Source organism: Nocardioides sp. (genome assembly GCF_035481145.1).
In the GTDB taxonomy this organism is placed as follows: Bacteria; Actinomycetota; Actinomycetes; order Propionibacteriales; family Nocardioidaceae; genus Nocardioides.
This window is the reverse complement of the sequence record NZ_DATIHB010000142.1, coordinates 1-22073: the sequence shown is the minus strand read 5'-3', so window position 1 is coordinate 22073 and position 22073 is coordinate 1. Positions and strand designations below refer to the sequence as shown.

The window sequence follows — 22073 nt, the reverse complement described above, 5'->3', positions numbered from 1 at the left end:
CGGGCATCACGGCGTCAGTCCTGAGATGACGGGAGCGAGCGTCCCGGGCGAGGTGAGGTTCTGGATGTAGGCGTCGAAGAACGGGCCGCTCGAGATCGCCTCACCGAAGGCGGTGGCGTAGTTGCGCAGCCCGGTGATGGTCATCTGCAGGTTCCGCTTGTTGCGGTTGAGCAGGTCGACGACCCGGTTGACCTGGGTGAGCGCCGCCGGCAGCGCCGCGCCGTTCTCCCGGGCGACCGCGGTCAGCTGCGCGGAGAGCGCACGGGCGCTGCGGAGCAGGTCGGTGATCACCTGCTGGCGCGTGTCGAGCTCGGCGAGCAGCTCGTTGCCGGAGGTCAGCAGGCGAGCGATCTGCTGGTCCCGCGACGCGAGGACGCCGGTGACGTCCTTGGCGTTGGCGAGGAGCTCCTGCAGCGCCTGGTCGTTGGCAGCCAGCGTCGCGGAGACCTTCCTGATGCCGGTCAGCGCCGGCCCGAGGCTCCGCGGTGTGTCCGCGAACGTCGTCGACACCTGGCGCAGGGCTTCAGCGAGCTGGTCGCTGTCGATCCTGCGGGTCTCGCCGGTCAGCTGGCTCAGCGCCTGCGTCACGTCGTACGGCGAGCCGGTGCGGGAGACCGGGATCGTCGACCCCTTGGAGAGGTCGCCGCGGCCTCGCGGCTCGAGCCGCACGGCGGCGCGGCCGAGCAGCGTCACCGTGACGATGTCGGCACGGGTGTCGTCGCCGAGCACCAGGTCGTGGTCGGAGAGCTTGACCGTGACCACCACCCTGTCGCCGTCGAGCTCGATGCCCGCCACCTTGCCGACGCTGGCCCCGGAGACGACGACCGCGTCGTTGGTCTTCAGGCCGCCCGCTTCGGCGAACTGGATCTGCAAGGTGTCGGTGTTCCGCAGCAGCGGCCACGAGCGGTAGGTCAGGGTCGAGACGACCACGGCGATGATCAGCAGCGTGCCGATCACGCCGCGAAGAGCGGACTTCATCGCTGGCACCTCGCTGCGTCGCTGCGGATGTACGGCGTGGTCGTCTCGGCTCCGCCGTCACGCGTGAACTGGAGCCGGATGCCGCACAGGAAGAAGTTGAAGAACGCGCCGTAGGAAGCGGTGTCCTGGATCTTCGCGTAGTGCTTCGGCCACTGGGTCAGGAGCGCCTGGAGCGCCGACGAGTGCTGGTCGAGGCCCCGCGCGGTGGCCCGCAGGCCTTCCAGCGTCGGCGTCAGGTCGCGACGCGAACGAGCGAGCAGGTCGGCCCCCGAGCGTGCCATGCGGTCGATCTGACCGGCCGCGTCGAGGACCTGGGTGTCCTGCCGGTTGAGTCCGTCGACGAGTTCGCTGAGCTGGGTGACGAGCTGGCCCAGCCCGTCCTTGCGGTCAGCGACCTGGCCGAGCACGGCGTTGAGGTTGGTGACGACCTGCGTGATCAGCGCCGACCGGTCGCCCAGCGTGGAGGTGAACGAGCCGACCGAGGAGACCAGGTGCTCCACGGCGCTGTTCTGTCCTTGCAACACCTCGACGAGCTGGCCCGAGAGCTGGTTGACCTGGGCTGGGTCGAGCCCGGCGAAGAGTGGCTTGAATCCGTTGAGCAGCGCGTCCAGGTCGACTGCGGGAGCCGTCCGGGTCAGGGCGATGGTGCTCCCCGCCGCCAGCGGAGCCGCCGTGGCGGCACCGCGGTCGAGCTCGAGGATCCGGTCCCCGATCAGGTTGCGGTAGCGCACCGTCGCCGAGGTCGCCTTGCTCAGCCGGAGCCCTGTGTCGACGTCGAAGCCGACCAGCACCGTGGCGTCCTCCTGGACCTTGATGTCGGTGACCCGGCCGACCGAGACCCCGGCGACGCGGACCTGGTCGCCGACCTGCAGGCCGGAGACGTCGGCGAACTGCGCCTGGTAGTCGGCCTTCTCCCCCGACTGCATGTCGCCGGTGACGGCAGCGAGCCAGACCGTGACGAACACGGCGAAGGCCATGAAGAGGGAGAGCTTCGTCAGGTCGCGGGCCTGCTCCTTGCGCACGCTCATCGGCCCGTCACCAGCCCGGCGAGAGCCCCGAAGAGCGTGGTCGAGACGTCCTGCTGCGGCGTCGTCGGTGCGCCCGCGTGCGGGTTGGCACCGGACACGAGCGCCGGGCTCGGCTGTCGGGCCTCGGCCGGGTCGACGTACGGCAGACCGAAGCAGCCGGGGCCGCGGCGGTCGCCGACGACCGGAAGGTTCTTCGGGTAGCGGTACGGCTCGGCGCCGGGGGCGATCCGGGTGATCGTGGTGACGCCCGGGTTCGTGCCGCCGACGGCGCCCTCGGCCAGCGTGTTGGCGCCGGCCAGGCCTCCGACCAGGCACGGGATCTCCGGGGCGTAGCGCTCCAGCAGCGCGGTGACGGGGGCGAGCAGGGTCAGGCTCGAGCGCAACCCTGCCTCCGCGACGAGCACCAGCCCGCGCGTCCGGTTGCTGAAGTCGCTCAGCGCACGCGCGGTCGCCCGCACGCGCTCCTGACGTGCAACGAGGGTGTCGCTGGTCTTCGTGACGTTGCGGAAGGTGCGCAGGAGCTCGGGCAGCGCCCGGTCGTAGCCAGCCACCACGTCGTCGCCCCGGCGTACGTCGGAGGCGAGCTCGTCCAGCGAGGGCCGCAGCGAGGCGAGGTAGCGGTCGGAGCGGTCGATCAGGCCACCGATGCGCCTGCCCCTCTGGTCGACGGCCCCGGCCACCGCCGCGAGAGCGTTGTTGACGTCGCTGGGGCGCGCCGCGTCGAGGACCTCGGTGAGGTGGGTGAAGGCTTCGTCGACCTCGACGGTGACGTGGTCAGCGCTGATGGTCTGCTCCGGCGTGATCGAGCCCGAGCCAGCACCGGTGGAGGTGAGCTGCACGTAGCGGGCACCGAATGCCGTCGGCGGGACGAGCTGGGCGCTCAGGCCGGCCGGCACGTCGTCGACCGCGTCCTTGTCGATGGCCAGGCCGATCTCGACCTTGCCGTCACGCGCGGTGATCGACTGGACCCGTCCGACCTGGACGCCGCGGAACTTCACCGGCGCGCTGACGTCCATCGTCAGGCCGGCGCGGTCCGCCTCGACCGTGACCGGGATGGTCGAGCGGAAGGCACCGCGGTACTGCAGGATCGCGGCGGTGATCACCGCGGCGAGCAGGACGATGAAGGCGACTCCGAGTCGCAGTTGGCGGTCAGCGAAGAGCTTCATGGTGCTCACCCCGAGATGTGGACCGACGGACCGCCCCAGATGGCGATGCCGAAGATCAGGTCGACGAACATGGTGGCGATGAGGGCGGTCCGGACGGCGGCACCGACGGCCTTGCCCACTCCGGCGGGCCCGCCGCTGGCCTGGAAGCCGTGGTAGCAGCAGACCGAGACCACGACGAGGGCCATGACCAGGACCTTGATCATCGCGAGGAAGAGGTCACCGGGGATCAGGAAGGTGTCGAAGTAGTGCTGGTAGTTGCCCGGCGACTGGTCGTAGCCGACGGTCACCACCAACCGCGTCGCGAGCCAGCACATGATCACCGCGATGCAGAACAGCGGGACGACCGCGATCAGTCCGGCGATGATCCGGGTGGTGACCAGGAAGGGCACCGGGTGGACCGCCATGACCTCGAGCGCGTCGATCTCCTCACTCACGCGCATCGCACCGATCTGCGCGGTGAAGCCGGCGCCGACGGTCGCGGTGAGCGCGATGCCGGCGATGATCGGAGCCACCTCACGGGTGTTGAAGTACGCCGAGAAGAAGCCGGACAGTGCTCCGACGCCGATGTTGTCGAACGACGTGTAGGCCTGCAGGCCGACCTCGATGCCCGAGGCTGCCGTGAGGAAGCCGATGACCAGGACGGTGCCGCCGATCATGGCGAGCGCGCCGGAGCCGAGGCTCACCTCGGCGAGCAGCCGGACTATCTCGCCGCGGTAGCGGTGCACGGTCCGCGGGAAGTGGCTGTAGGCCTCGAGGTGGAAGCCGAGCTGCTTGCCGAGCTCGCGCACCCAGCCCGTCGGGTTGACGCCCATGTCAGGCCCCCAGCTTGATGTTGAGGAAGATGGTGGAGATGACGCTGTTGGCCGCGAAGAGCAGCATGAAGGCGAAGACCACCGTCTGGTTCACGGCGTCGCCGACGCCCTTCGGACCGCCCTTGGCGTTGAGCCCCAGGTAGCAGGCGGTCAGGCCAGCGAGCATCCCGAAGACGCCCGCCTTGAGCTCGGAGGCCAGGAAGTCCGGCAGCCCGACGAGCAGGGTCAGGTTGGAGACGTAGAGGCCCGGTGTCGCGTGCTGGAGCACGACGGAGAAGAAGTAGCCGCCGACCAGGCCGACGACCGTGACCATCCCGTTGAGCGCGACACCGACGACGGTCGAGGCGATGACGCGCGGGACGACGAGGCGCTGGATCGGGTCGATGCCGAGCGTCTTCATCGCATCGATCTCCTCGCGGATCGTGCGGGAGCCGAGGTCGGCGCAGATCGCGGTCGCTCCGGCGCCCGCGACCACGAGCACCGAGACGATCGGGCCGATCTCGCGGACCACCGCGACCGCCGCCCCCGCACCGGCGAGGTCGACCGCGCCGATCTGGATGAGGAGCTGGTTGACCTGGAAGATGATGATCACGCAGAACGGGATCGAGACCAGCAGCGCCGGCCCGAAGGAGACCGTGATCACGAACCACGTCTGCGAGACGAACTCGCGGAAGCGGAACCGGGTCGTGAACATCTTGCGGAAGGTGTCGAGCACGAAGGCGTAGAAGCTGCCGATCGCGCTCAGCGTGACGAACGGGAGGCTGCTCTCGAGTGCGTCCCGGGCGACCTTCCGGCTCTCCGGCGTCATCCCGGTGAGGTTCGTGCCTGTGCCTGGACCTACGCGGACGTCGTCGTCGACAGACGCTGCACCCACGGTGACCTTCTTCCTGCTCGTTGTGGCCGTCGCCACTCCTGAGCAGGACGTTTTCACAACGGTCCGGAGTTCCTCTCGGGCTCCTCCGCCAAGAAGGCGCGGACGATTTGTTCAGAAGAACAATCGGGACGCGCTACGGTCTCCGGCATGAGCAAGGACGACGCCCTCGAGTCGCTGGTCGAGGCCTTCATCACCGCCGAGAGCGAGCCCGCCGCCCTCGACATCTGGGTCGAGCGGATCGCGGGACCGACCCTCAGCGAGATCCCGGCCATCGCCGGTGATGCCGTGCTCGCCGACAGCCTCCAGACCTCCGTGCGCGCGCACTGGCTCGCCTTCCTGGCCAGCCTCCGCGAGCCGGCACGCGAGGTGCAGCTCGTCCAGGCCGCCGCGGCGTTCGCCGCTGACATGGCACAGCGGGGCCGTCCGCTCACCGAGCTCTTCCAGACCTACCGGGTCGCCCAGAAGGCGGTCTGGAACTACCTCACCACGGCCGCCCGCGCCTTCTCCGGAGAGAACCGCGACGAGGCCGGCTTCATCATCTTCGTGTGGAACCGCGCGAGCGACTGGCTCAACGCCTCGATCGTCGCCTCGGTGGAGATCTTCCAGGAGGAGCAGGACCGCCTCCGCCTGGGCGCCGCAGCCCAGGCACTCGTCACCGTCCGAGGCATTCTGGATGCTCCCGCAGGGACGTCGTCGGACGCGCGCGAGGTCTCCGCAGCCTTGGGTGGCTACCCGATCTCGTCGCGCAACACGGCGCTGCTGCTCCGGGCGGACACCCCCAGGGAGGTCAGCGGTCTGCGGGACGCGGCGCTGCACCTGGCCCGCAGTGTCGGCAGTCGCAACCCGCTGCTGGTCAGCCCGGGTGGTCGCGACCTGTGGTGCTGGCTTGCCACCAACGCGGCGCCTCACCGGGAGACGCTCCTGGCCAGCTCGGCACGCTTCGGCGAGCAGGGCATTCGCGCCGCGGCCGGCACCGCACTGCCGGGGCCGGAGGGGTTCCGGCTCAGCCACCAGGAGGCACAGGAGGCGATGCGGATCTCGCTGCGCTCGCCCAACGCGCGTCCGATCACCCTCTACGCCGACGTCGAGGTCCTCTCGATCATCTCGAGCGCAGGTGCCAGCGCGGAGCGGTTCGTGCAGCGGACCCTGGGCGACCTGGCCGACGACACCGAGGTCAACGCGCGCCTGCGCGAGACACTCCACGCGCTGCTGACCACCGGCAGCGTCGACTCCGCCGCCCGCCAGCTGACCGTGCACAAGAACACCGTCCGCTACCGGGTCGCGCAGGCGGAGGAGCTGCTCGGGGCGCCGCTCCCCGCCGGCCGCGCCGAGGTCGAGCTCGCGCTGCGCTACCTGGAGGCGTTCGGCACCTCTCGCTGACGTCAGACGGTCGCCGCGGTGCGTTCGGTGGCCTGGAAGAGCGCCTCCTCCCAGCTCCCGGGCTCCATGACCAGGCGACGGAACTTCATGATGTCGCGCGGGCGGTCGATGGTCAGCACGCCGGCGAGCTGGGAGCCGCGGCGGTAGAGCACGATCGCCCCCGGACCACGAGGACCGAGGGTGACGACCTCGTCGGCGCGCGGGGTCCCGACGAACTGGAGGCGGTGGTCGTACCAGTCGGACCAGAAGTACGGGATGGTGTCGAGGATCGCGGTCTCCTCCCCCGGTCCGGCCAGCGCGTTGCGGGCCGCGAGGGCGCCCTGCTCCGCGGCGTTCGTCCAGTGCTCCAGCCGCATCAAGTCGCCGTCGAAGCGGCTGTTCGGGAAGTGCGCGACGTCGCCCGCCGCCCAGACCCCTGGCACCGAGGTCGCCAAGGAGGCCGTGCAGAGGACCCCACGGTCGCCGTCGTGCAGGGCGACCGGGCTCCCCTCGAGCCACCCCGTGGCAGGTCGTACGCCGATGCCGACGACGACCAGGTCGGCGGGGAGCGTCGTGCCGTCGTCGAGGACGACTCCAGTAACCCGGCCCCCGGCGCTCTCCAGGCCGGAGACCCCGACACCCAGCCGCAGGTCGGTGCCGGCGGCACGGTGCAGGTTCGCGCAGATCTCCCCCGGCTCTGGGCCGAGCGATCGGCTCAGGGGGACCTCGAGCCGCTCGACGATCGTCGCGGGCAGCCCACGCTTGCGCGCCGCCGAGGCGATCTCCGAGCCGATGAAGCCGGCCCCGATCACGACCGTGCGCGCACCGGCGTCGAGTGCGCGGCGTACGGCGACGGCCTCGGCGTGGGTCCGGAGCCCGGTCACGCCGGTGAGGCCGTCCGCACCCGGGAGCCGGAACGGCGTGGCCCCGGTCGCGATGACGAGCGCGTCGTACGGCACCTGCGCTTCTCCCAGAAGAACCCGCCGGCCGGACGTGTCGAGGCCTGTCGCCGGGTTCCCGAGGAGGGTCGTGATCGCGAGCTCGTCGAGCTCGGCCCGCGACTTCAGCGGGACCAGCGCGTCGGCGGCACCGGAGTCCAGCTGCGCCTTGGAGAGCGGCGGCCGGTCGTACGGGAGGTGCTCCTCGGCTCCGATCAGCGTGATCTCGCCGTCCCAGCCGGAGCGGCGCGCGGACTCCGCCGCCCGCAGTCCGGCCAGGGAGGCGCCGACGATGACGAGGCCCATGGCGCTCAGTCCCTCAGCGACAGCGCGGAGACCGGGCAGGAGTCGATGGCCGCCCGGATGAAGGAGCGCTGGCCCTCGTCCGGGGCCTCGTCGAGGACGACGACGAAACCGTCGTCACCCACCTCGAAGAGCTCATGTGCCATGGCCTCGCACATGCCCAGGCCCTCGCAGCGGCTGCGGTCGACGTCGATGCGCATGACTCACACCCCCGCCGTCTCGACCGGGACGAAGTCGACCTTCTCGCGCACGCCGCAGTCGGGGCAGCACCAGGTGTCGGGGATGTCGGACCAGGCGGTGCCGGCGGCGAAGCCCTCGAGCTCGTTGCCGACGGCCACCTCGTAGGTGTAGCTGCAGCCCGGGCAGCGGGCGGCCAGCACCTCGCTGGTGAAGGTGTTCGCCGAGGCGTCCTCGTGCAGGTCGTCGACGGCGGTCGTGACCGGCACCGGGTAGCGACGGAGCAGCTTCTCGCGCTTGGCCGGGTGCACGTTGGCCAGGCGGATGTCGCCGCCGTAGTGAGCCACGACGCGCTTGTCCATGAGCTTGCGGAAGAGCGGCGGGAAGAGCGCGACGACGATCATCCCGGTGTAGCCGGTCGGCAGGACGGGGGCCTCGCGGAAATCACGCAGCGTCTGGTAGCGACGGGTCGGGTTGGCGTGGTGGTCGCTGTGGCGCTGCAGGTGGTAGAGCAGCACGTTGGTGGCGATGTTGTTGGAGTTCCAGCTGTGGCTCGGGGCGACCCGCTCGTAGCGCTGCCGCTCCGGCGTACCGACCTTCTGGCGGAGCATGCCGTAGTGCTCCATGTAGTTGACGACCTCGAGCAGGGAGAAGCCGACGATGCCCTGGAGGACGAGGTAGGGCAGGATCCCGACGCCGAGCCAGAGGGTGAGGCCGCCCCAGAGGACGACGGTCATCAGCCAGGCGTTGAGGACGTCGTTGCCGAGGTGGAACGGGTGCGTGCCCTTGCGCTGGTAGCGCTTGGCCTCGAGGTGCCACGAGCTGGTCAGCGAGCCGAGGACAGTGCGCGGCCAGAACCGGTAGACGCTCTCGCCCATCCGGCTGGAGGCCGGGTCGTCGGGGGTCGCGACGCGCACGTGGTGGCCGCGGTTGTGCTCGATGTAGAAGTGACCGTAGAACGACTGCGCCAGCGCGATCTTGGAGAACCAGCGCTCGTGGCTCTCCTTCTTGTGGCCGAGCTCGTGCGCGGTGTTGATCGCGACACCGGCGACGACGCCGATCGAGATCGCCAGGCCGACCTTGTCGGCGACGCTCAGGTCCGCGGTCGCGAGATACCACATCGCCAGCACGAAGCCGGCGTACTGCACGGGGAGGTAGAGGTAGGTCACCCAGCGGTAGTAGCGGTCGTTCTCGAGCGCCTCGATGATCTCCTCGGGCGGGTTGGTGTCGTCGTAACCGGCGACCAGGTCGAGCAGCGGGATGACCGCGAAGAACATCAGCGGGGTCAGCCAGAGCCAGCCCGACCAGCCGGTCTCGTGCTGGAGCGCCAGACCGATCAGGGGTGTCACCGGGATGACGAGTCCCAGCATCCACAGGTAGCGCTTCTTGTCCTTCCAGACGGGTGCTGCGTCAGCGCCCGCGTCGAACGAGGCGGTGGCCATGATGTCCTCCAGGTGGTCGGGAAACCGTGCGATGTTTTGACGATCGCACAAGGAATTCCCGCCGCTCTAGGCGCGATGATCCCACCAACGGCGCCCCTGTTGGACTATCGGACAACGCTCCTAGAGAAACGCGTGACCCTCCCCGCGGTAGGTGGGAACGCTTCCGACGAGCTGCCCGTCATGGACCAGGTGGAGCTCGTTGACCCGCTCGCAGAGCTCGCCCGCCTTGGCATGGCGGAGCCAGACCCGGTCACCGACGGCGAGGGCGTCGGCGCCGGGTCCGGCGAGCGGAGTCTGCGCCTCCCCGGCCGCCTCGAGCCGGGTCAGTCGCAGGCCCTCGGGCCAGACCGGGCTCGGCAGCCGGTCGGCAGCAGGCGCGCCGCTGGCGACCCACCCGCCGCCGGAGACCGTCGCGATGCCGGCGACCGGCCGGCGTACGACCGAGGTGACGAAGTACGCCGCCGGCAGCGGCTGAAAGCGCTGGTAGCCGTCGAAGAGGGTCGGTGCGTAGAGGCCGGAGCCCGCCGCGACCTCGGTGACCGCGTCCTCGGCGACCGTCGTCTCGATGCTCCCGGTGCCGCCGCCGTTGACGAACTCCAGGTCGGCGACCTCCCGCACCGCGGCCACGACGGCGGCGCGACGGCGGGCCAGCTCCGCGACCGAGGCAGCCTGGAGCGCCCGGATCTGCAGCCGGTGCGCACGCGAGCCCGTGTTGTCGCCGAGGCCGGCGACCTGTCCCTCGTAGGCCATCACACCCACGAGGCGGAAGCGCGGACGGGCGGCGACGGCACGGGCCAGCGCCACCGCCTGGTCGACGGAGTGCACCGGCGAGCGGCGTACGCCGAGGTGGACCCGGCCGTCGAGGAGGCGGAGCGAGGCGTCGAGGTCGAGGCAGACCCGGATCGGCGCGTGTGCGCCGGCGACGGAAGTCTCGACGAGGTCGAGCTGGGCGACGTCGTCGACCATCAGCGTCACCCGCTCGAGGAGCCGGGGGTCGGCGGCGAGCCGCCGCAGCGCTGCACGGTCCGCCGTCGGGTAGCCGACGACCACGTCGTCGTGCTCCTCGGCCAGCCAGAGCGCCTCGGGCAGGGTGAGCGCGAGGATGCCGGCGAACCCCTCGGTCGCCAGCACCGCGGTAGTCAGCGCGCGGCTCCGCACCGACTTCGACGCCACCCGCACCGGCTTGCCAGCTGCCCGCGTGACGAGCGAGCGGACGTTGGCGGCGAAGGCACCGAGGTCGACGACGGCATACGGCGCCTCGAGGTGGGCGGTCGCCTCCTCGAGCGCGGCGAAACCGGCCGGGACGGGAGCCAGGGAGGCGAGGTCGGGGATCATCCGAAGATCCTCCGCACGTGCGCGTTGGCGAAGAGGCCGTCGGGGTCGAGGCGCCGGCGGACCTCCTGGAATGCCTCCCACTCCGGGTAGCGCTCGCCCAGCTCCGCGGCCGAGAGCGCGTGCCGCTTGCCCCAGTGCGGGCGGGCGGCGTACTCCGCGCCGATCGCCTGGACGTCGGCGAAGTACTCCTGCCACGGCATGCCCCGGTAGGCGTGCACCGCGACGTACGCCGTGGCGCGGCCGTACGACGGGCTGAGCATCGACGCGGTGTCCGCGGCCACCACGCGCACCTCGATCGGGAAGTTGACGCGGTGCTCCTCGGCGACGCGGAGGATCCGCGGGAGCACCTCAGGCAGCACCTCGCGCGGGAAGGCCCACTCGGACTCGGTGAACCGCACCTCGCGTGGCGACGAGAAGACCTTGTGCCCCACGTTGACCTTCTCCGAGGGCGACGCGACGGAGGTGATCAAGCGGTTGAGCCGCGGGATCTGGCTCGGGAAGCGGCGGCCGGTGCGGCAGATCAGGTCCAGGACCTTGTTCTCCAGCACCACCTCCTCGAACCAGGCCCGCCGCTCGCTGCCGGGCTCCGCCGGGTCCTGCGTGCGCTCGAGCTGCTTGGTGATCGCGCGGTCGGCGTAGGGGAAGGCGAAGAACTCGAAGTGGTCGCTGCCGTCGGCGAGCGCGTCGAAGTCGCGCAGCACGGTGGCCAGCGGCATCCGGTCGCGCCTCTCCCGCAGCCGGAAGGCCCGCACCATGCGCAGCGTGTACGCCGTCACCACGCCGAGCGCACCGACGCTCACCCGCGCGGCACGGAGGTCGTCACCTGACATCTCGACGACCGCGCCGGCTGCGGTCACCAGCTCGAGCGACTCCACGAACGTCGCCAGGTTGCCGAACGCCGCACCGGTGCCGTGGGTCGCGGTCGAGATGGCGCCGGCCGCGCTCTGCACGTTGATGTCGCCGAGGTTGGCGAGCGCCAGGCCGTGCGCGTCGAGCAGCTCGTTGACGGCGTACAGGCGGGTGCCGGCGGCGACCCGCACGAGGCCGGAGGCGGTGTCGACGTCGCGGAGGCCGGAGAGCCGGTCGAGCGAGAGCAGGGTTCCGTCGGTAAGGACGTTGTCGCCGAACGCGTGGCCTGCGCCGACGACGCGGACGACCTGCTCGCGGGCAGCAGCCGCCTTGACCACCGCCGCGACCTCGTCGACCGACGCCGGCTCGGCCCGGTGTGCCGGGGTGCAGGTCTGGTCGCCCGTCCAGTTGTGCCACATGCGCCCAGCCTCGCGCCTTCCTGCGTTGGCGTGAAGTGCCGAATCCCGCAGGGATTCACACGATCACGTTGTGAGTAGGATCCCGTGCATCGACGTCCACACCCGCAAGCTGCGCTACTTCCTCGTCGTGGCCGAAGAACTCCACTTCAGCCGCGCGGCCGAGCGCGTCTTCCTCACCCAGCAGGCGCTGAGCCGGCAGATCCGCGAGCTGGAGGACGAGCTGGGCGTCACGCTCTTCGAGCGGACCACGCGACGCGTCGCGCTCACGCCCGCCGGCTCTGCGTTCCGCGAGGCGGTCCTGCCGGTTGTCGCGGGCTTCGAGGAGGCGGTCGAGACGGCCCGCCGCACCGACCGTGCCGTTGCTGGTCGGATCCGCGTCGGCTTCTGCCCGGGTGCTGCCCTCGAGCTCACCGCTCCGATCCTCGCCGACTTCCGTACGGCGTACCCCGAGGTCGAGGTCGACCTGCGGGAGTTCCCCGCCAACGACCCGTCGGCCGGCCTCGCGACGGGTGTCACCGACGTCGCCTTCATCCGGCTCCCGCAGAGCACGGCCGGCATCGAGACCGAGGACCTCTTCGTCGACCCGTGTGTGGTGGCCGTCGCCGCGAGCCACCCGCTCGCGGCCCACGAGTCGCTGACGGTGGCCGACGTCCTCGCCGAGCCGCTGACGCTGAGCGACACCACCGACCCGGCGTACCGCGACTTCTGGAGCCTCGCCTCGGCGCGCACGGCTCCCCCGCCCCGCTTCCACCCGGTCAGCTCGATCACCGAGGAGGTCGCCCTCGTCGCCACCGGGATGGCCGCGTCGGTGACCAGCTCGGCCGCACGCGACTACACACCGATGCCCGGCGTCCGCTACCTGCCCCTGACCGACTGGCCCGGCTCGCGCGTCGCCCTCGGCTGGCACGTGGGCGAGCGCTCCCGCATCGTCGCGAGCTTCGTCGACGTGGTCTGCGCGGCCCGCGACCGGGAGACCGAGGTGGCCTCCCTCGAGAGTCGCGGCCTCACTGCCGGAGAGTGACGTCCAGCTTCGGTGCGTAGAGCTCGATCGGCTCCGTCTTCCCCTTCAGTGCCATGCCACCGCGCGCCTCGAGTGCCCGGCCGCCGGCCAGGAGCTGCCGGGTCGCATCGGTGATCAGGACGTCGTCCCCGGTCTGGCGCGTCGCTGCCTCGACCCGGGCCGCGACGTTGACCGCATCGCCGATGACGCTGAAGTTGAGCCGCCCGGAGCCACCGAGCGGGCCGGCCACGACGGTGCCGCTGTTGACCCCCGCCGCCACCGTGAGGCCGGATGCCCCCTCGGCGACGACCCGGACGATCTCGCAGGCCGCGTCGACGGCCCGGTCGGCGTGGTCGGCCAGCGGGCGCGGCGTGCCGAAGACGGCGAGCATGCCGTCGCCGAGGAACTTGTCGACATGTCCGCCGTGCCTCTCCACCACCGGCACGATCGCGGCGAACATCTCGTTCAGCGTCGCGATCACCTCCGGGGCGCTGGCCTGCTCGGCGTACGACGTGAAGCCGCGCACGTCGCAGAAGAGGATCGAGACCGTGACCTCGACGCCCTCGGGCGGGACCTGTCCGGAGAGGATCAGGTCGACCACCCCGCGGTCCATGTAGGTGCCGAACGCTGCACGGATCTCCTCCCGCTCCGCGAGCCCGTGCGTCATCGTGTTGACGTCGTGGGTGAGCTCGCCGAGCTCGTCGCTGGTCGTGACGGGGGTTCGCGCGGAGAAGTCACCCTCGCGGACCCTGGCCAGCTGGCTGCGGATCTGCCGCACCGGCCCGGTCACCGCGTCGCCCAGCAGGACCGTGAGCTCGACGGCGAGGCCGATGCCGACCACGAGCGAGACCGCAGTGGCGATCGCAAGGGCGCGGGCACCCTCACCCTGGCCGAGCAAGCCGACGGTCAGCATCGACGCCGTCGTCGTGTACGCCGGCATGGCCAGCTTGAACCGCCGCGCCAGCGAGAGCCCGCCGGGGCGGAAGCCGGCGTCGTCGGAGAGGCGCAGCGCGATCTCGTCGAGCATCGGCCGGGAGAGCAGCTCGCCGATGGAGTAGTTCACCGCCGTGGCGTAGTACGCCGGGACGGCACAGGCCGCGATCATCGCCAGCGCGCCGCTCCACCCGGCGTCCCAGAGCCAGGCCGCGACCGACGTGGCCGGCACGATGGCGAGGACGCTGATCCGCGCCGCGTGGCCACGGAAGGTGAACCACGTGCTCGTCGCCGCGAGGTGCCAGACCTCCGCGGTCTCCGCGTCGGTCGGCTCCTCCGTGGCCCGCCACTGCTGGAACCGCACGAGCAGGGGCCGCGTCCGCAGCGCGGCGTACCCGATGGAGAGGATCGTGAAGGTCGCACCGACGAGCACGACCAGCACCGCCTCGATGAAGGACGGGTCGAAGTACGTCGCCAGCAGCGCGACCGTGATGGCCGCGATCAGCACCGAGCTCGCTCCCTGCGCCGCCGCGACGACGAGCCAGTAGCGGGCCTTCGTCCCGCACCGGCGGTAGAGCGCACGCACGATCCGGTCGCGGATCAGCGTGGGAGAACGGTGCATGGCGTCAGTGTGGCAGCGAGCGGCACCCGCGGCACGGGTTAACCGGTCGACAGTCTTGGCGGCCGGTGCCATGGTGGGGGCAGCCCAGTCGAGCACCGTGGAGGACCCATGAGCAACGAAGACCTCAAGGCGAAGATGCGCGAGGCGCTCGAGAAGAAGGCAGCCGCGACCCATGGCTCAGCTGCCTCCGCAGGGCCCCGGGAGAAGGTGCACGGCTCCGAGGTCGTGGGCGGTGCCCCGAAGATGCACCGCCGCAAGTCCGGCTGATCTAGATCCGGAGTCCTTCGAGGTAGCCGTGCACCAGCGAGATCGCTGAGGCACCCTCGCCGCTCGCCGCCGCGACGCGCTTCATCGAGCCCGAGCGGATGTCACCGGCCGCGAAGATACCGGGCACGGAGGTCGCGAGGTTCTCCGGGGGCAGCTCGTCGAGCCACCGCTCCATCGGCACGTCGCGGCCGGTGAGCACGAAGCCGTGCTCGTCGCGGAGCACCGCGTCTCCCAGCCACTCGCAGTGCGGGGCAGCGCCGATGAGCAGGAAGAGGCCGGAGGCGTTGACCCTCTCCTCGTCGTTCGTCCGCACGTCGCGGAGCCGGAGCCAGCCCAACTGGCCGCTCTCGTCGGCGCCGCCGTCGACGATCTCCGTGCACGCGCGGACGGCGATCCGCGGGTTCCACTCGATCTCGTCGATGAGGTACGCCGACATGGTCGCGGCGAGGTCCTCGCGACGGACCAGGATCGTGACCGAGCGGGCGAACCGGGCCAGATGCACGGCCGCCTGCCCGGCGGAGTTGCCCCCACCGACGACGTAGACGTCGCGATCCTCCATCTCGCGTGCGGCCGTCATCGCGGCGCCGTAGTTGACGCCCGCACCGACGAGCTCCTCCAGCGGGGCGACACCGAGGCGCCGGTAGGCAACGCCCGAGGCGACGATCACCGCGCGGGCCCGGACCTCTCCCCCGCTGGTGACCACCACGTGCGGTGCGCCATCGGCACCCGGGCGGAGCGACTCCACTGGCCAGCCGGTGAAGAACCGCGCACCGAAACGGATCGCCTGGGTGCGGGCACGCTGGCCCAGCCGCATCCCGGAGATTCCCCGCGGGAAGCCGAGGTAGTTGCGGATCATCGAGCTGGTGCCGGCCTGCCCACCGATCACGTCCGACTCGAGCACGACGGTGCTGAGGCCTTCCGACGCGCCGTACACCGCCGCCGCGAGGCCCGCCGGACCGGCGCCGACGACGACGAGATCGACGACGGCGTCGACCTCGATGTCGGAGGGACGGCCGTAGATCAGCGCCGACAGCTCGCGCACGGACCTGGGGGCCACGATCGGGTGCGCGGCGAACGGCGCCGAGGTCAGGTGGACCAGCGGGAACGACGGCGTTTCGCCCCGCTGCTCCAGGAGGGCCAGCGCCTCCCGCCCCTGGGGCGAGTCCGGCGGGAAGGTGCGGTGCGGGAAGCCCGTGCGGTCGAGGAAGTCGCGGACCGCGAGCGCCAGCGGCGTCGCCTGCGGCGTGATGATCCGGATGGTGTCGATCTCCGAGGTCGCGACCGTCGCGCCCCAGTCGCTGAGCAGCTCGGTGATCGCGTAGTGGAACTCCTCGTCCCGCTGCCCCTGCGGGAGCACCAGATAGGTGTCGAACTTTCCCCGCTGGAGCGAGGGCCGCAGGGCGTTGGTGTCCTCGGCGAAGCTCGTGATCGGGATCGCCACCACCCGGCGGCTGGTCGGCACGAGGGCCCGCCACTCGTGGATCGCGACCAGGACCTTCTCGTCCGGCAGCCGCGAGTCGGTGACCACCATGGCAACGGGACGACCCTCAGCGACCGCGCTCGTGAGCGTCGCCGTGGCCTCGGCTGCAGTCGTGGCCGGGCATACGTCGTACTCGCGTGCGTAGCGCCCGAACTGCTCGGTCAGGACGTCGATGTGCTCACCCGAGACGAGCAGGATCAGGGGCTGGGGTGCTGGCGCTTTCACGGCGCCAGTCTGCCCTGTCACTGGGCCCAGCACGGTGGGGTCCGGTGCCGCCAGGGGGCGGCCTCCTCCAGCTGGGCGGAGACCGCGAGCAGCAGGTCCTCCCGTGTCGGCTTCGCCGCCAGCATGACCCCGACCGGGAGCCCCTCGGCGGTCCAGTGCAGCGGCAGGCTGATCGCCGGGCTGCCGGTGACGTTCCACATGCTCGTCCAGGGCGTGAAGGCACCCTGGGCGCGGAAGTCGGCGGCCGGGTCGTCGTCGTTGCGGAAGGAGCCCACGGGCACCGGCAGCTGGGCCAGCGTCGGCGTGAGCACGAGGTCGTACGCCGCGACCCGGGCGAGCGTCCGGGCTCCGGCCTGCCGCAGCTCGGAGAGGGCGGCGGCGAACTGCGGAGCGCTGAACCGCTCGCCCTGCTCCGCGAGCCAGCGGGTGACGGGACGGAGCAGCGCGCGCTGGTCAGGCTCCAGCCGGAAGGTGCTCAGCGAGGCCAGCACGTCCCAGACCGGCGCGAACCCGCGGACGTCCTGCCGGTCCATCGGCCGCTCGATCTCCTCGACGTGGTGGCCGAGCTGTTCCAGGAGCTGCGTCGCCTCGTCGACCGCTGCGAGGCACTCCGGCGCCACCGGAGCGTCCGAGAGCACCGGCTCGACCAGAAGGCCGATCCGCAGCGGCCCGGGGCGGCGGTCGCACGCGGCGAGGAACGACTCCTCGGTTGGCGGTGCCCAGGTCGGCTCACCGGGAGCCGGCCCTGCCATCACGTCGAGCAGGGCGGCCGTGTCACGGACGGTTCTGGCGAGCGGGCCGGAGGTGGCCAGTCCGGTGACCTCGCCGAAGAAGGGCGCCCCGGAGATCCGCCCCCGCGAGGGCTTGAGGCCGACGATGCCGCAGCACGACGCCGGGATCCGGATCGAGCCGGCCCCGTCCGACCCGTGCGCGAAGGGCACCAGTCCCCCGGCGACCGCGGTGCCCGCCCCGCCCGAGGAGCCACCCGCCGTACGCGTGAGGTCCCAGGGGGTGACCGCGGGCGGCGCGACGTCTGGCTCGGTGTAGCAAGGGGTCCCGAACTCCGGCGTGTTGGTCTTGCCGAGGCTGACGAGCCCGGCCGCCTCCATGCGGAGGACCACCTCGTCGGAGTGGTCGGGCACGAACTCCTCGTAGATCCGCGACCCGTACGTCGTGCGCACTCCCGCCGTCGCGGTCAGGTCCTTGACGGCGGTCGGTACGCCGGCCAGCGGGCCCTGCGCATCGACCGACGTCGCTCGCTCCCGAGCCTGGTCGCCGGTGACCGTGATGAACGCGCCGAGCGTGGCGTCGTACTTCCGGATCCGGGCGAGGTAGTGCTCCACCAGCTCGGCCGAGGAGACTTCTCCCGCCCGGATCGCGGCGCCCTGCTCGAGAGCCGTCAGGTCATGGAGCTCCATGGGTCCTCCTCGGTCGAAGCCGCTGTCTTGCAGCGTAGCCAGACCTCGCACAGGGGCTACCGAGCTTCGAGCCGAAAGCAGAAGAGCCCCTGATCCACGGATCAGAGGCTCTTCGGTTTCCTGTGGAGGTGAGGGGACTCGAACCCCTGACCCCCTGCATGCCATGCAGGTGCGCTACCAGCTGCGCCACACCCCCAGGTGGGTTGTCCTCCGGTCTCCCGGGGAACGACGAGAACTTTAGCGAACAGGTGGCGAGGATGTGAAATCGGGGTCCGGTGCGGACAGGTTCCAGGCCGCAAGACGCCACCGGCCAGCCGAAAGAGGGCCCTCGTACTCCAGCACCGCCCACCCGCAGTTGACCGGGTGGCGCAGCGCCTGGGCGGTCTCGGCGCTCCAGCCGAGGAGCGCGGAGACGCCGACCTTGATCGCCCCGCCGTGGGCGACGGCGACCGCGGTCTCCCCCGGCTCGATCTGCTCGACCAATGCCACCAGCGCCGCGGACACCCGCGCCGCGAGCTTTTCGGAGGTCTCCATGCCGGGCACCGGGTCCCAGCGGCCGGCACGCAGAGCCTCCGCCTGTGCGGGAAACCGTGCCGCGAACTCCTCGTTGGTCAGCCCGGTCCGCTCCCCCAGCGCGAACTCGCGCAGCCGCGCGTCGTACACAGGGTCGAGGCCGCTCTCCTTGGCGACGTACGCCGCGGTCTCACGCGCGCGGGCCAGGTCCGAGGACCAAAGGGCGACAGGTCGGTACCGAGCGACCCAGGGGGCCGCGAGCGCTGCCTCCGCGTGGCCGAAGCGGTCGAGCGGGACGTCGGAGTGGCCCTGGGCCCGCCCCTCGGCGTTCCAGGCCGTGCGGCCATGGCGCAGCACGACCAGGCGCCGCACCTCACCGGTGGCGGCGCCGGGCAGGTGCTGCGCGCTCAACAGAAGGTCACTCGGCGTCGGCGGGACCGTGCAGGTCCTTCGGCAGCTCGATGAGGGGGCTGTCGCGCCAGAGCCGCTCGAGGGCGTAGTACTCGCGCTCCTCCTCGTGCTGCACGTGGATGACGATGTCGCCGAAGTCGAGGAGGACCCAGCGGCCCTCCTTGTCACCCTCGCGGCGGATCGGCTTGTGGCCGCCGTCCTCGCGGAGCTTCTCCTCGATCTCCTCGACGATCGCCTTGACCTGCGGCTCGTTCTTGCCGGTGGCCAGCAGGTAGGCGTCGGTGATGCCGACAGCGTCGCTGACGTCGTACGCGCGGATCTCGGAGGCCTTCTTGTCGGCAGCGGCGCGCGCGGCGACCGTGAGCAGGCGGACGGACTCAACGTGTGCGGTCATGCGGTGTCCCCTTCGGGGGTTGTGAGGTAGAGCCGGTGCTTGCCGACGTACTGCACGACGCCGTCCGGCACGAGGTACCAGATCGGCTCGCCGCGCTCGGTGCGCTCGCGGCAGTCGGTCGAGGAGATCGCCAGGGCGGGGATCTCCACGATGGAGACCCGGTCGGACGGGATGTCGGCGATCATCGCCGGATCCATGTCGTAACCGGGCCGCGTGCACCCGACGAAGCGCGCCAGCTCGAAGAGCTCGTCGACGTCACGCCAGGTGAAGATGTTGGCCAGCGCGTCAGCGCCGGTGATGAAGTAGAGGTCCGCGTCGGGCATCTCCGCGGCCAGGTCGCGCAGCGTGTCCAGCGTGTACGTCGGACCGTCGCGGTCGATGTCGACCCGCGACACCCGGAACCTCGGGTTGGCAGCCGTCGCGATCACCGTCATCAGGTAACGGTGCTCGGCCGGGCTGACCTCGCGCTCCGCCTTCTGCCACGGGGCACCCGTGGGGACGAAGACGACCTCGTCGAGGTCGAACCACGCACGGACCTCACTGGCCGCCACGAGATGGCCGTGGTGGATGGGGTCGAACGTGCCGCCCATGACCCCCACGCGACGGCGCGGAGTCACGTGATCAGCTGTGCTCGCGGCCGCCGCCGAAGGCGATGGTCAGGGCGAGGGCGAGGAAGAGGATGCCCAGGGTGACGCCGCCGACGTAGTACGGCATCGCGCCGGCCGGCTCATGCGCCTTCTCGGCGGTGGCGGCAAGGGCGAGGACGAAGGTGCTCAGCATGGCGCACACGATACCGGTTCGTTCAGTGGCCCCATGCCGTCAGGCCGAGAAGCGACACGAAGCCGGCGAGGATGGCCCACGACTGCAGTGTGCGGCCGAGGAAGATCGCACCGAAGAAGAGCACCTGGTTCATCCGCAGCGCACCACCGAGGACGCCCATCACCAGCAGCGGTGGGACGCCGACCAGGCCCGAGGCGAAGGTGAGCCCGGCGCCCGCGAGCGGGTGGCCGTTGACCACCTTGTGCCAGCGCTCGTAGCGCGCCTTGAACTTCGGCTTCTCCAGCCGCCGCTGCATCCACGGCATGCTCATGCTGCGCAGCGAGGCGTGGTACCAGACCACCTTGCCGGCCGCCTGGCCCGCTCCGGCCGCGATCGAGACCGGGATGATCGCCGACTCCGGGATCGCGGCGGCGATCGCGACGAGGTAGAGCTCCACGTTGAAGAGCGGGACGACCGACCCCAGGATCGAGTAGCCCAGCGTGCCCAGGATCGCCTTCACGGACCCGGACGCTACCTGCTCGAAGGTGACGTGTCAGCGAATCTGGCCGTCGCCCGTGACGACGTACTTCGTGGAGGTCATCTCGGGCAGGCCCATGGGCCCGCGGGCGTGCAGCTTCTGCGTGGAGATGCCGATCTCGGCACCGAAACCGAACTCGCCGCCGTCGGTGAATCGCGTGCTGGCGTTGACCATCACGGCCGCGGAGTCGACCGCTGCGGTGAACCGGCGGGCGGCCCGCTGGTCCTCGGTGACGATCGCGTCGGTGTGGCCGCTGGAGTGGCGGCGGATGTGGGCGACCGCATCCTCGACGTCGGCCACGACGCGCGCCGAGATCTCGAGCGCGAGGTACTCGGTGCCGTAGTCCTCATCGGTCACCGGCGCGACGTCGTCGTACTCCTGGAAGCGGTCGTCGCCGTGGATCGTCACACCGGCGCCCTGCAGCGCCTCGACGACCGTCGGCAGGAAGTCGTCGGCGATCGACTCGTGCACCAGCAGCGACTCGGCCGAGTTGCAGACACTCGTGCGGTGCGTCTTGGAGTTCATGACGATCGCGAGCGCCTTGTCGAGGTCGGCCGCGGCGTCGACGTAGACGTGGCAGACGCCGACACCGGTCTCGATGACGGGGACGATCGACTCGGTGACGACGGCGTTGATCAGGCCGGCGCCACCGCGCGGGATGAGCACGTCGACCAGGCCTCGCGCCTGCATGAGCGCCTTCACGGAGTCGTGCGACTCAGCCGAGATCAGCTGGATGACGTCGGCGGGCAGGCCAGCGCCCTCCACCGCGGCACGCAGGACGGAGACGATGGCGGCGTTGGAGGCAGCCGCAGAGCCGGACCCACGCAGCAGCACCGCGTTGCCGGACTTGAGGCAGATGCCCGCGGCGTCTGCGGTGACGTTGGGCCGGGCCTCGTAGATCATGCCGACGACGCCGAACGGGACGCGGACCTGCCGCAGCTCGAGGCCGTTGGCCAGCGTCGAGCCCCGCACCACCTCGCCGACCGGGTCGGCCAGGCCGGCGACCATCCGCAGGCCATCGGCCATGTCAGCGATCCGCTCCTCGGTGAGCCGCAGGCGGTCGATGATGTTGGGCGGTGTGCCAGCGGCCTCGGCGCGCGCGACGTCGTCCGCGTTGGCCTTCAGCACCTGCGGCGCCTCGGCGACCAGCGCATCGGCCATCGCGAGCAGCGCCGCGTCCTTGGTCGCGCGGGTGGCGACGGCGAGCTCGTGGCTCGCCTCACGGGCGCGGAGTGCTGCTGCCTGGACGTCCTGCTCGATGCTCACGGAAGAAATCGTACGGGCGAGGTCACCCGCTCTCCCCCACGCGTCCGTAGGGTGCAGCACATGCGCGTCCTCCTGCTCGGCGACAGTCAGCTCGCCCGCCTGGCCCGTTACCCCCTGCCGGTCGCGCGCGAGGTCGTCAACCGCGCCGTCGGCGGCGCCAACGCCCACGACCTCCCCCAGCAGTACGCCGACCTCGACCTCGCCGCCTTCGACGCCGTGCTGCTCGGCATCGGCACCAACGACGCCGGCACCCGCCCGGTGCCCCTGGACGAGTTCGTGGCCGCTGTCAGCGACGTGGTGACGCGCGCCGGGAGCACGCCCGTCGTGTTCGTCGCGAGCCCCGGCGCGGACGCCCGGGCGACCGACTACGACGACCCCCACATGGCCTTCTACGCGGCGGCGGCGCGGTCCGTCGTCGTGGCCGCGGGTGGCGGGTTCGTCGACACGCCACGCGTGCTCGCTCCCCTCGGACCGCTCGGCCGGATGCCCGACGGCATCCACGTCGGCAAGGCCGCGCACCTCGTCTACATCCCCGAGCTGCGCCGCGCTGCCCGCCGGGCGGTACGC

The 22073-nt window shown here is 71.2% G+C and carries 23 protein-coding genes and 1 tRNA gene; 4 read left to right on the top strand and 20 right to left on the bottom strand.

The window, feature by feature from the left end; genetic code table 11:
- Nucleotides 1-6: 6 nt before the first annotated feature.
- From VLF38_RS12000 to VLF38_RS11980, 5 genes are read right to left on the bottom strand one after another with little or no spacing between them, the layout of a single operon-like run.
- Entirely contained in the window at nt 7-978 is a 972-nt protein-coding gene (locus VLF38_RS12000; RefSeq protein ID WP_325271496.1) for an MCE family protein, read from the bottom strand.
- Nucleotides 975-2006: an MlaD family protein gene (locus VLF38_RS11995; protein ID WP_325271495.1), complete on the bottom strand. Its 1032-nt coding sequence runs from the start codon at nt 2004-2006 to the stop codon at nt 975-977. Before VLF38_RS11995 ends, VLF38_RS12000 begins: the two co-directional genes overlap by 4 nt.
- Nucleotides 2003-3172, bottom strand: a complete 1170-nt coding sequence (locus VLF38_RS11990; RefSeq protein WP_325271508.1) for an MlaD family protein — start codon at nt 3170-3172, stop codon at nt 2003-2005. Before VLF38_RS11990 ends, VLF38_RS11995 begins: the two co-directional genes overlap by 4 nt.
- Nucleotides 3173-3177: 5 nt before the next feature.
- On the bottom strand, nt 3178-3984 hold the full coding sequence (locus VLF38_RS11985) for an ABC transporter permease (RefSeq protein WP_325271494.1): 807 nt from the start codon (nt 3982-3984) through the stop codon (nt 3178-3180).
- 1 nt (nt 3985) lies between these two features.
- On the bottom strand, nt 3986-4792 hold the full coding sequence (locus tag VLF38_RS11980; RefSeq protein WP_325271493.1) for an ABC transporter permease: 807 nt from the start codon (nt 4790-4792) through the stop codon (nt 3986-3988).
- Nucleotides 4793-5005: 213 nt separating this feature from the next.
- On the opposite strand from VLF38_RS11980, the gene VLF38_RS11975 reads away from it, so the two are divergent.
- A complete protein-coding gene (locus VLF38_RS11975) occupies nt 5006-6238 on the top strand; it encodes a PucR family transcriptional regulator (protein WP_325271492.1) in 1233 nt (410 codons plus the stop codon).
- Between the two features lie 2 nt (nt 6239-6240).
- On the opposite strand, the gene VLF38_RS11970 is transcribed toward VLF38_RS11975, so the two are convergent.
- From VLF38_RS11970 to VLF38_RS11950, 5 genes are all read right to left on the bottom strand, one after another.
- The gene (locus VLF38_RS11970) at nt 6241-7461 is read right to left on the bottom strand and encodes an NAD(P)/FAD-dependent oxidoreductase (protein ID WP_325271491.1); all 1221 of its coding nucleotides are present in this window, start codon (nt 7459-7461) and stop codon (nt 6241-6243) included.
- A 5-nt stretch (nt 7462-7466) separates the two neighbouring features.
- Nucleotides 7467-7658 carry a ferredoxin gene (locus VLF38_RS11965; protein ID WP_325271490.1) on the bottom strand — a complete coding sequence of 64 codons (192 nt, stop codon included), beginning with the start codon at nt 7656-7658 and terminating at the stop codon, nt 7467-7469.
- Between the two features lie 3 nt (nt 7659-7661).
- A complete protein-coding gene (locus VLF38_RS11960; RefSeq protein WP_325271489.1) occupies nt 7662-9077 on the bottom strand; it encodes a fatty acid desaturase in 1416 nt (471 codons plus the stop codon).
- A gap of 120 nt (nt 9078-9197) precedes the next feature.
- Nucleotides 9198-10412, bottom strand: a complete 1215-nt coding sequence (locus VLF38_RS11955; protein ID WP_325271488.1) for an alanine racemase — start codon at nt 10410-10412, stop codon at nt 9198-9200.
- Nucleotides 10409-11680 (bottom strand): D-arabinono-1,4-lactone oxidase, encoded by a 1272-nt coding sequence (locus VLF38_RS11950; RefSeq protein ID WP_325271487.1) that lies wholly within the window; start codon nt 11678-11680, stop codon nt 10409-10411. The genes VLF38_RS11955 and VLF38_RS11950 overlap by 4 nt, the downstream gene beginning before the upstream one ends.
- A gap of 70 nt (nt 11681-11750) precedes the next feature.
- Here VLF38_RS11950 and VLF38_RS11945 point away from each other — a divergent pair, with 70 nt between their 5' ends.
- The gene (locus VLF38_RS11945; RefSeq protein ID WP_325271486.1) at nt 11751-12701 is read left to right on the top strand and encodes a LysR family transcriptional regulator; all 951 of its coding nucleotides are present in this window, start codon (nt 11751-11753) and stop codon (nt 12699-12701) included.
- On the opposite strand, the gene VLF38_RS11940 is transcribed toward VLF38_RS11945, so the two are convergent.
- Nucleotides 12685-14235: an adenylate/guanylate cyclase domain-containing protein gene (locus tag VLF38_RS11940; RefSeq protein WP_325271485.1), complete on the bottom strand. Its 1551-nt coding sequence runs from the start codon at nt 14233-14235 to the stop codon at nt 12685-12687. The two genes, VLF38_RS11945 and VLF38_RS11940, sit on opposite strands and share 17 nt — an antisense overlap.
- 108 nt (nt 14236-14343) lie before the next feature.
- Here VLF38_RS11940 and VLF38_RS11935 point away from each other — a divergent pair, with 108 nt between their 5' ends.
- The gene (locus tag VLF38_RS11935; RefSeq protein ID WP_325271484.1) at nt 14344-14502 is read left to right on the top strand and encodes a DUF5302 domain-containing protein; all 159 of its coding nucleotides are present in this window, start codon (nt 14344-14346) and stop codon (nt 14500-14502) included.
- 1 nt (nt 14503) lies between these two features.
- Here VLF38_RS11935 and VLF38_RS11930 read toward each other — a convergent pair whose 3' ends face one another.
- The 9 genes from VLF38_RS11930 to VLF38_RS11890 all read right to left on the bottom strand — a co-directional run bounded on the left by VLF38_RS11930 (nt 14504) and on the right by VLF38_RS11890 (nt 21506).
- On the bottom strand, nt 14504-16207 hold the full coding sequence (locus tag VLF38_RS11930; protein ID WP_325271483.1) for an FAD-dependent oxidoreductase: 1704 nt from the start codon (nt 16205-16207) through the stop codon (nt 14504-14506).
- A 17-nt stretch (nt 16208-16224) separates the two neighbouring features.
- Nucleotides 16225-17625 (bottom strand): amidase, encoded by a 1401-nt coding sequence (locus tag VLF38_RS11925; RefSeq protein WP_325271482.1) that lies wholly within the window; start codon nt 17623-17625, stop codon nt 16225-16227.
- 123 nt (nt 17626-17748) lie between these two features.
- A tRNA-Ala gene (locus VLF38_RS11920) sits at nt 17749-17821 on the bottom strand.
- Nucleotides 17822-17862: 41 nt separating this feature from the next.
- Entirely contained in the window at nt 17863-18549 is a 687-nt protein-coding gene (locus VLF38_RS11915) for a histidine phosphatase family protein (protein WP_325271481.1), read from the bottom strand.
- Nucleotides 18550-18556: 7 nt separating this feature from the next.
- A complete protein-coding gene (gene rsfS / locus VLF38_RS11910) occupies nt 18557-18943 on the bottom strand; it encodes a ribosome silencing factor (RefSeq protein ID WP_325271480.1) in 387 nt (128 codons plus the stop codon).
- The gene (nadD, locus tag VLF38_RS11905) at nt 18940-19533 is read right to left on the bottom strand and encodes a nicotinate-nucleotide adenylyltransferase (protein ID WP_414689393.1); all 594 of its coding nucleotides are present in this window, start codon (nt 19531-19533) and stop codon (nt 18940-18942) included. Before nadD ends, rsfS begins: the two co-directional genes overlap by 4 nt.
- 31 nt (nt 19534-19564) lie before the next feature.
- Nucleotides 19565-19723, bottom strand: a complete 159-nt coding sequence (locus VLF38_RS11900; RefSeq protein WP_325271478.1) for a hypothetical protein — start codon at nt 19721-19723, stop codon at nt 19565-19567.
- Nucleotides 19724-19745: 22 nt separating this feature from the next.
- Nucleotides 19746-20222 carry a hypothetical protein gene (locus VLF38_RS11895; RefSeq protein ID WP_325271477.1) on the bottom strand — a complete coding sequence of 159 codons (477 nt, stop codon included), beginning with the start codon at nt 20220-20222 and terminating at the stop codon, nt 19746-19748.
- A gap of 33 nt (nt 20223-20255) precedes the next feature.
- Nucleotides 20256-21506, bottom strand: a complete 1251-nt coding sequence (locus VLF38_RS11890; RefSeq protein ID WP_325271476.1) for a glutamate-5-semialdehyde dehydrogenase — start codon at nt 21504-21506, stop codon at nt 20256-20258.
- A 60-nt stretch (nt 21507-21566) separates the two neighbouring features.
- Between VLF38_RS11890 and VLF38_RS11885 the strand changes: the two genes are divergently transcribed.
- Nucleotides 21567-22073 (top strand): SGNH/GDSL hydrolase family protein (locus tag VLF38_RS11885; RefSeq protein WP_325271475.1); only part of this gene is annotated, 507 nt, incomplete at its 3' end.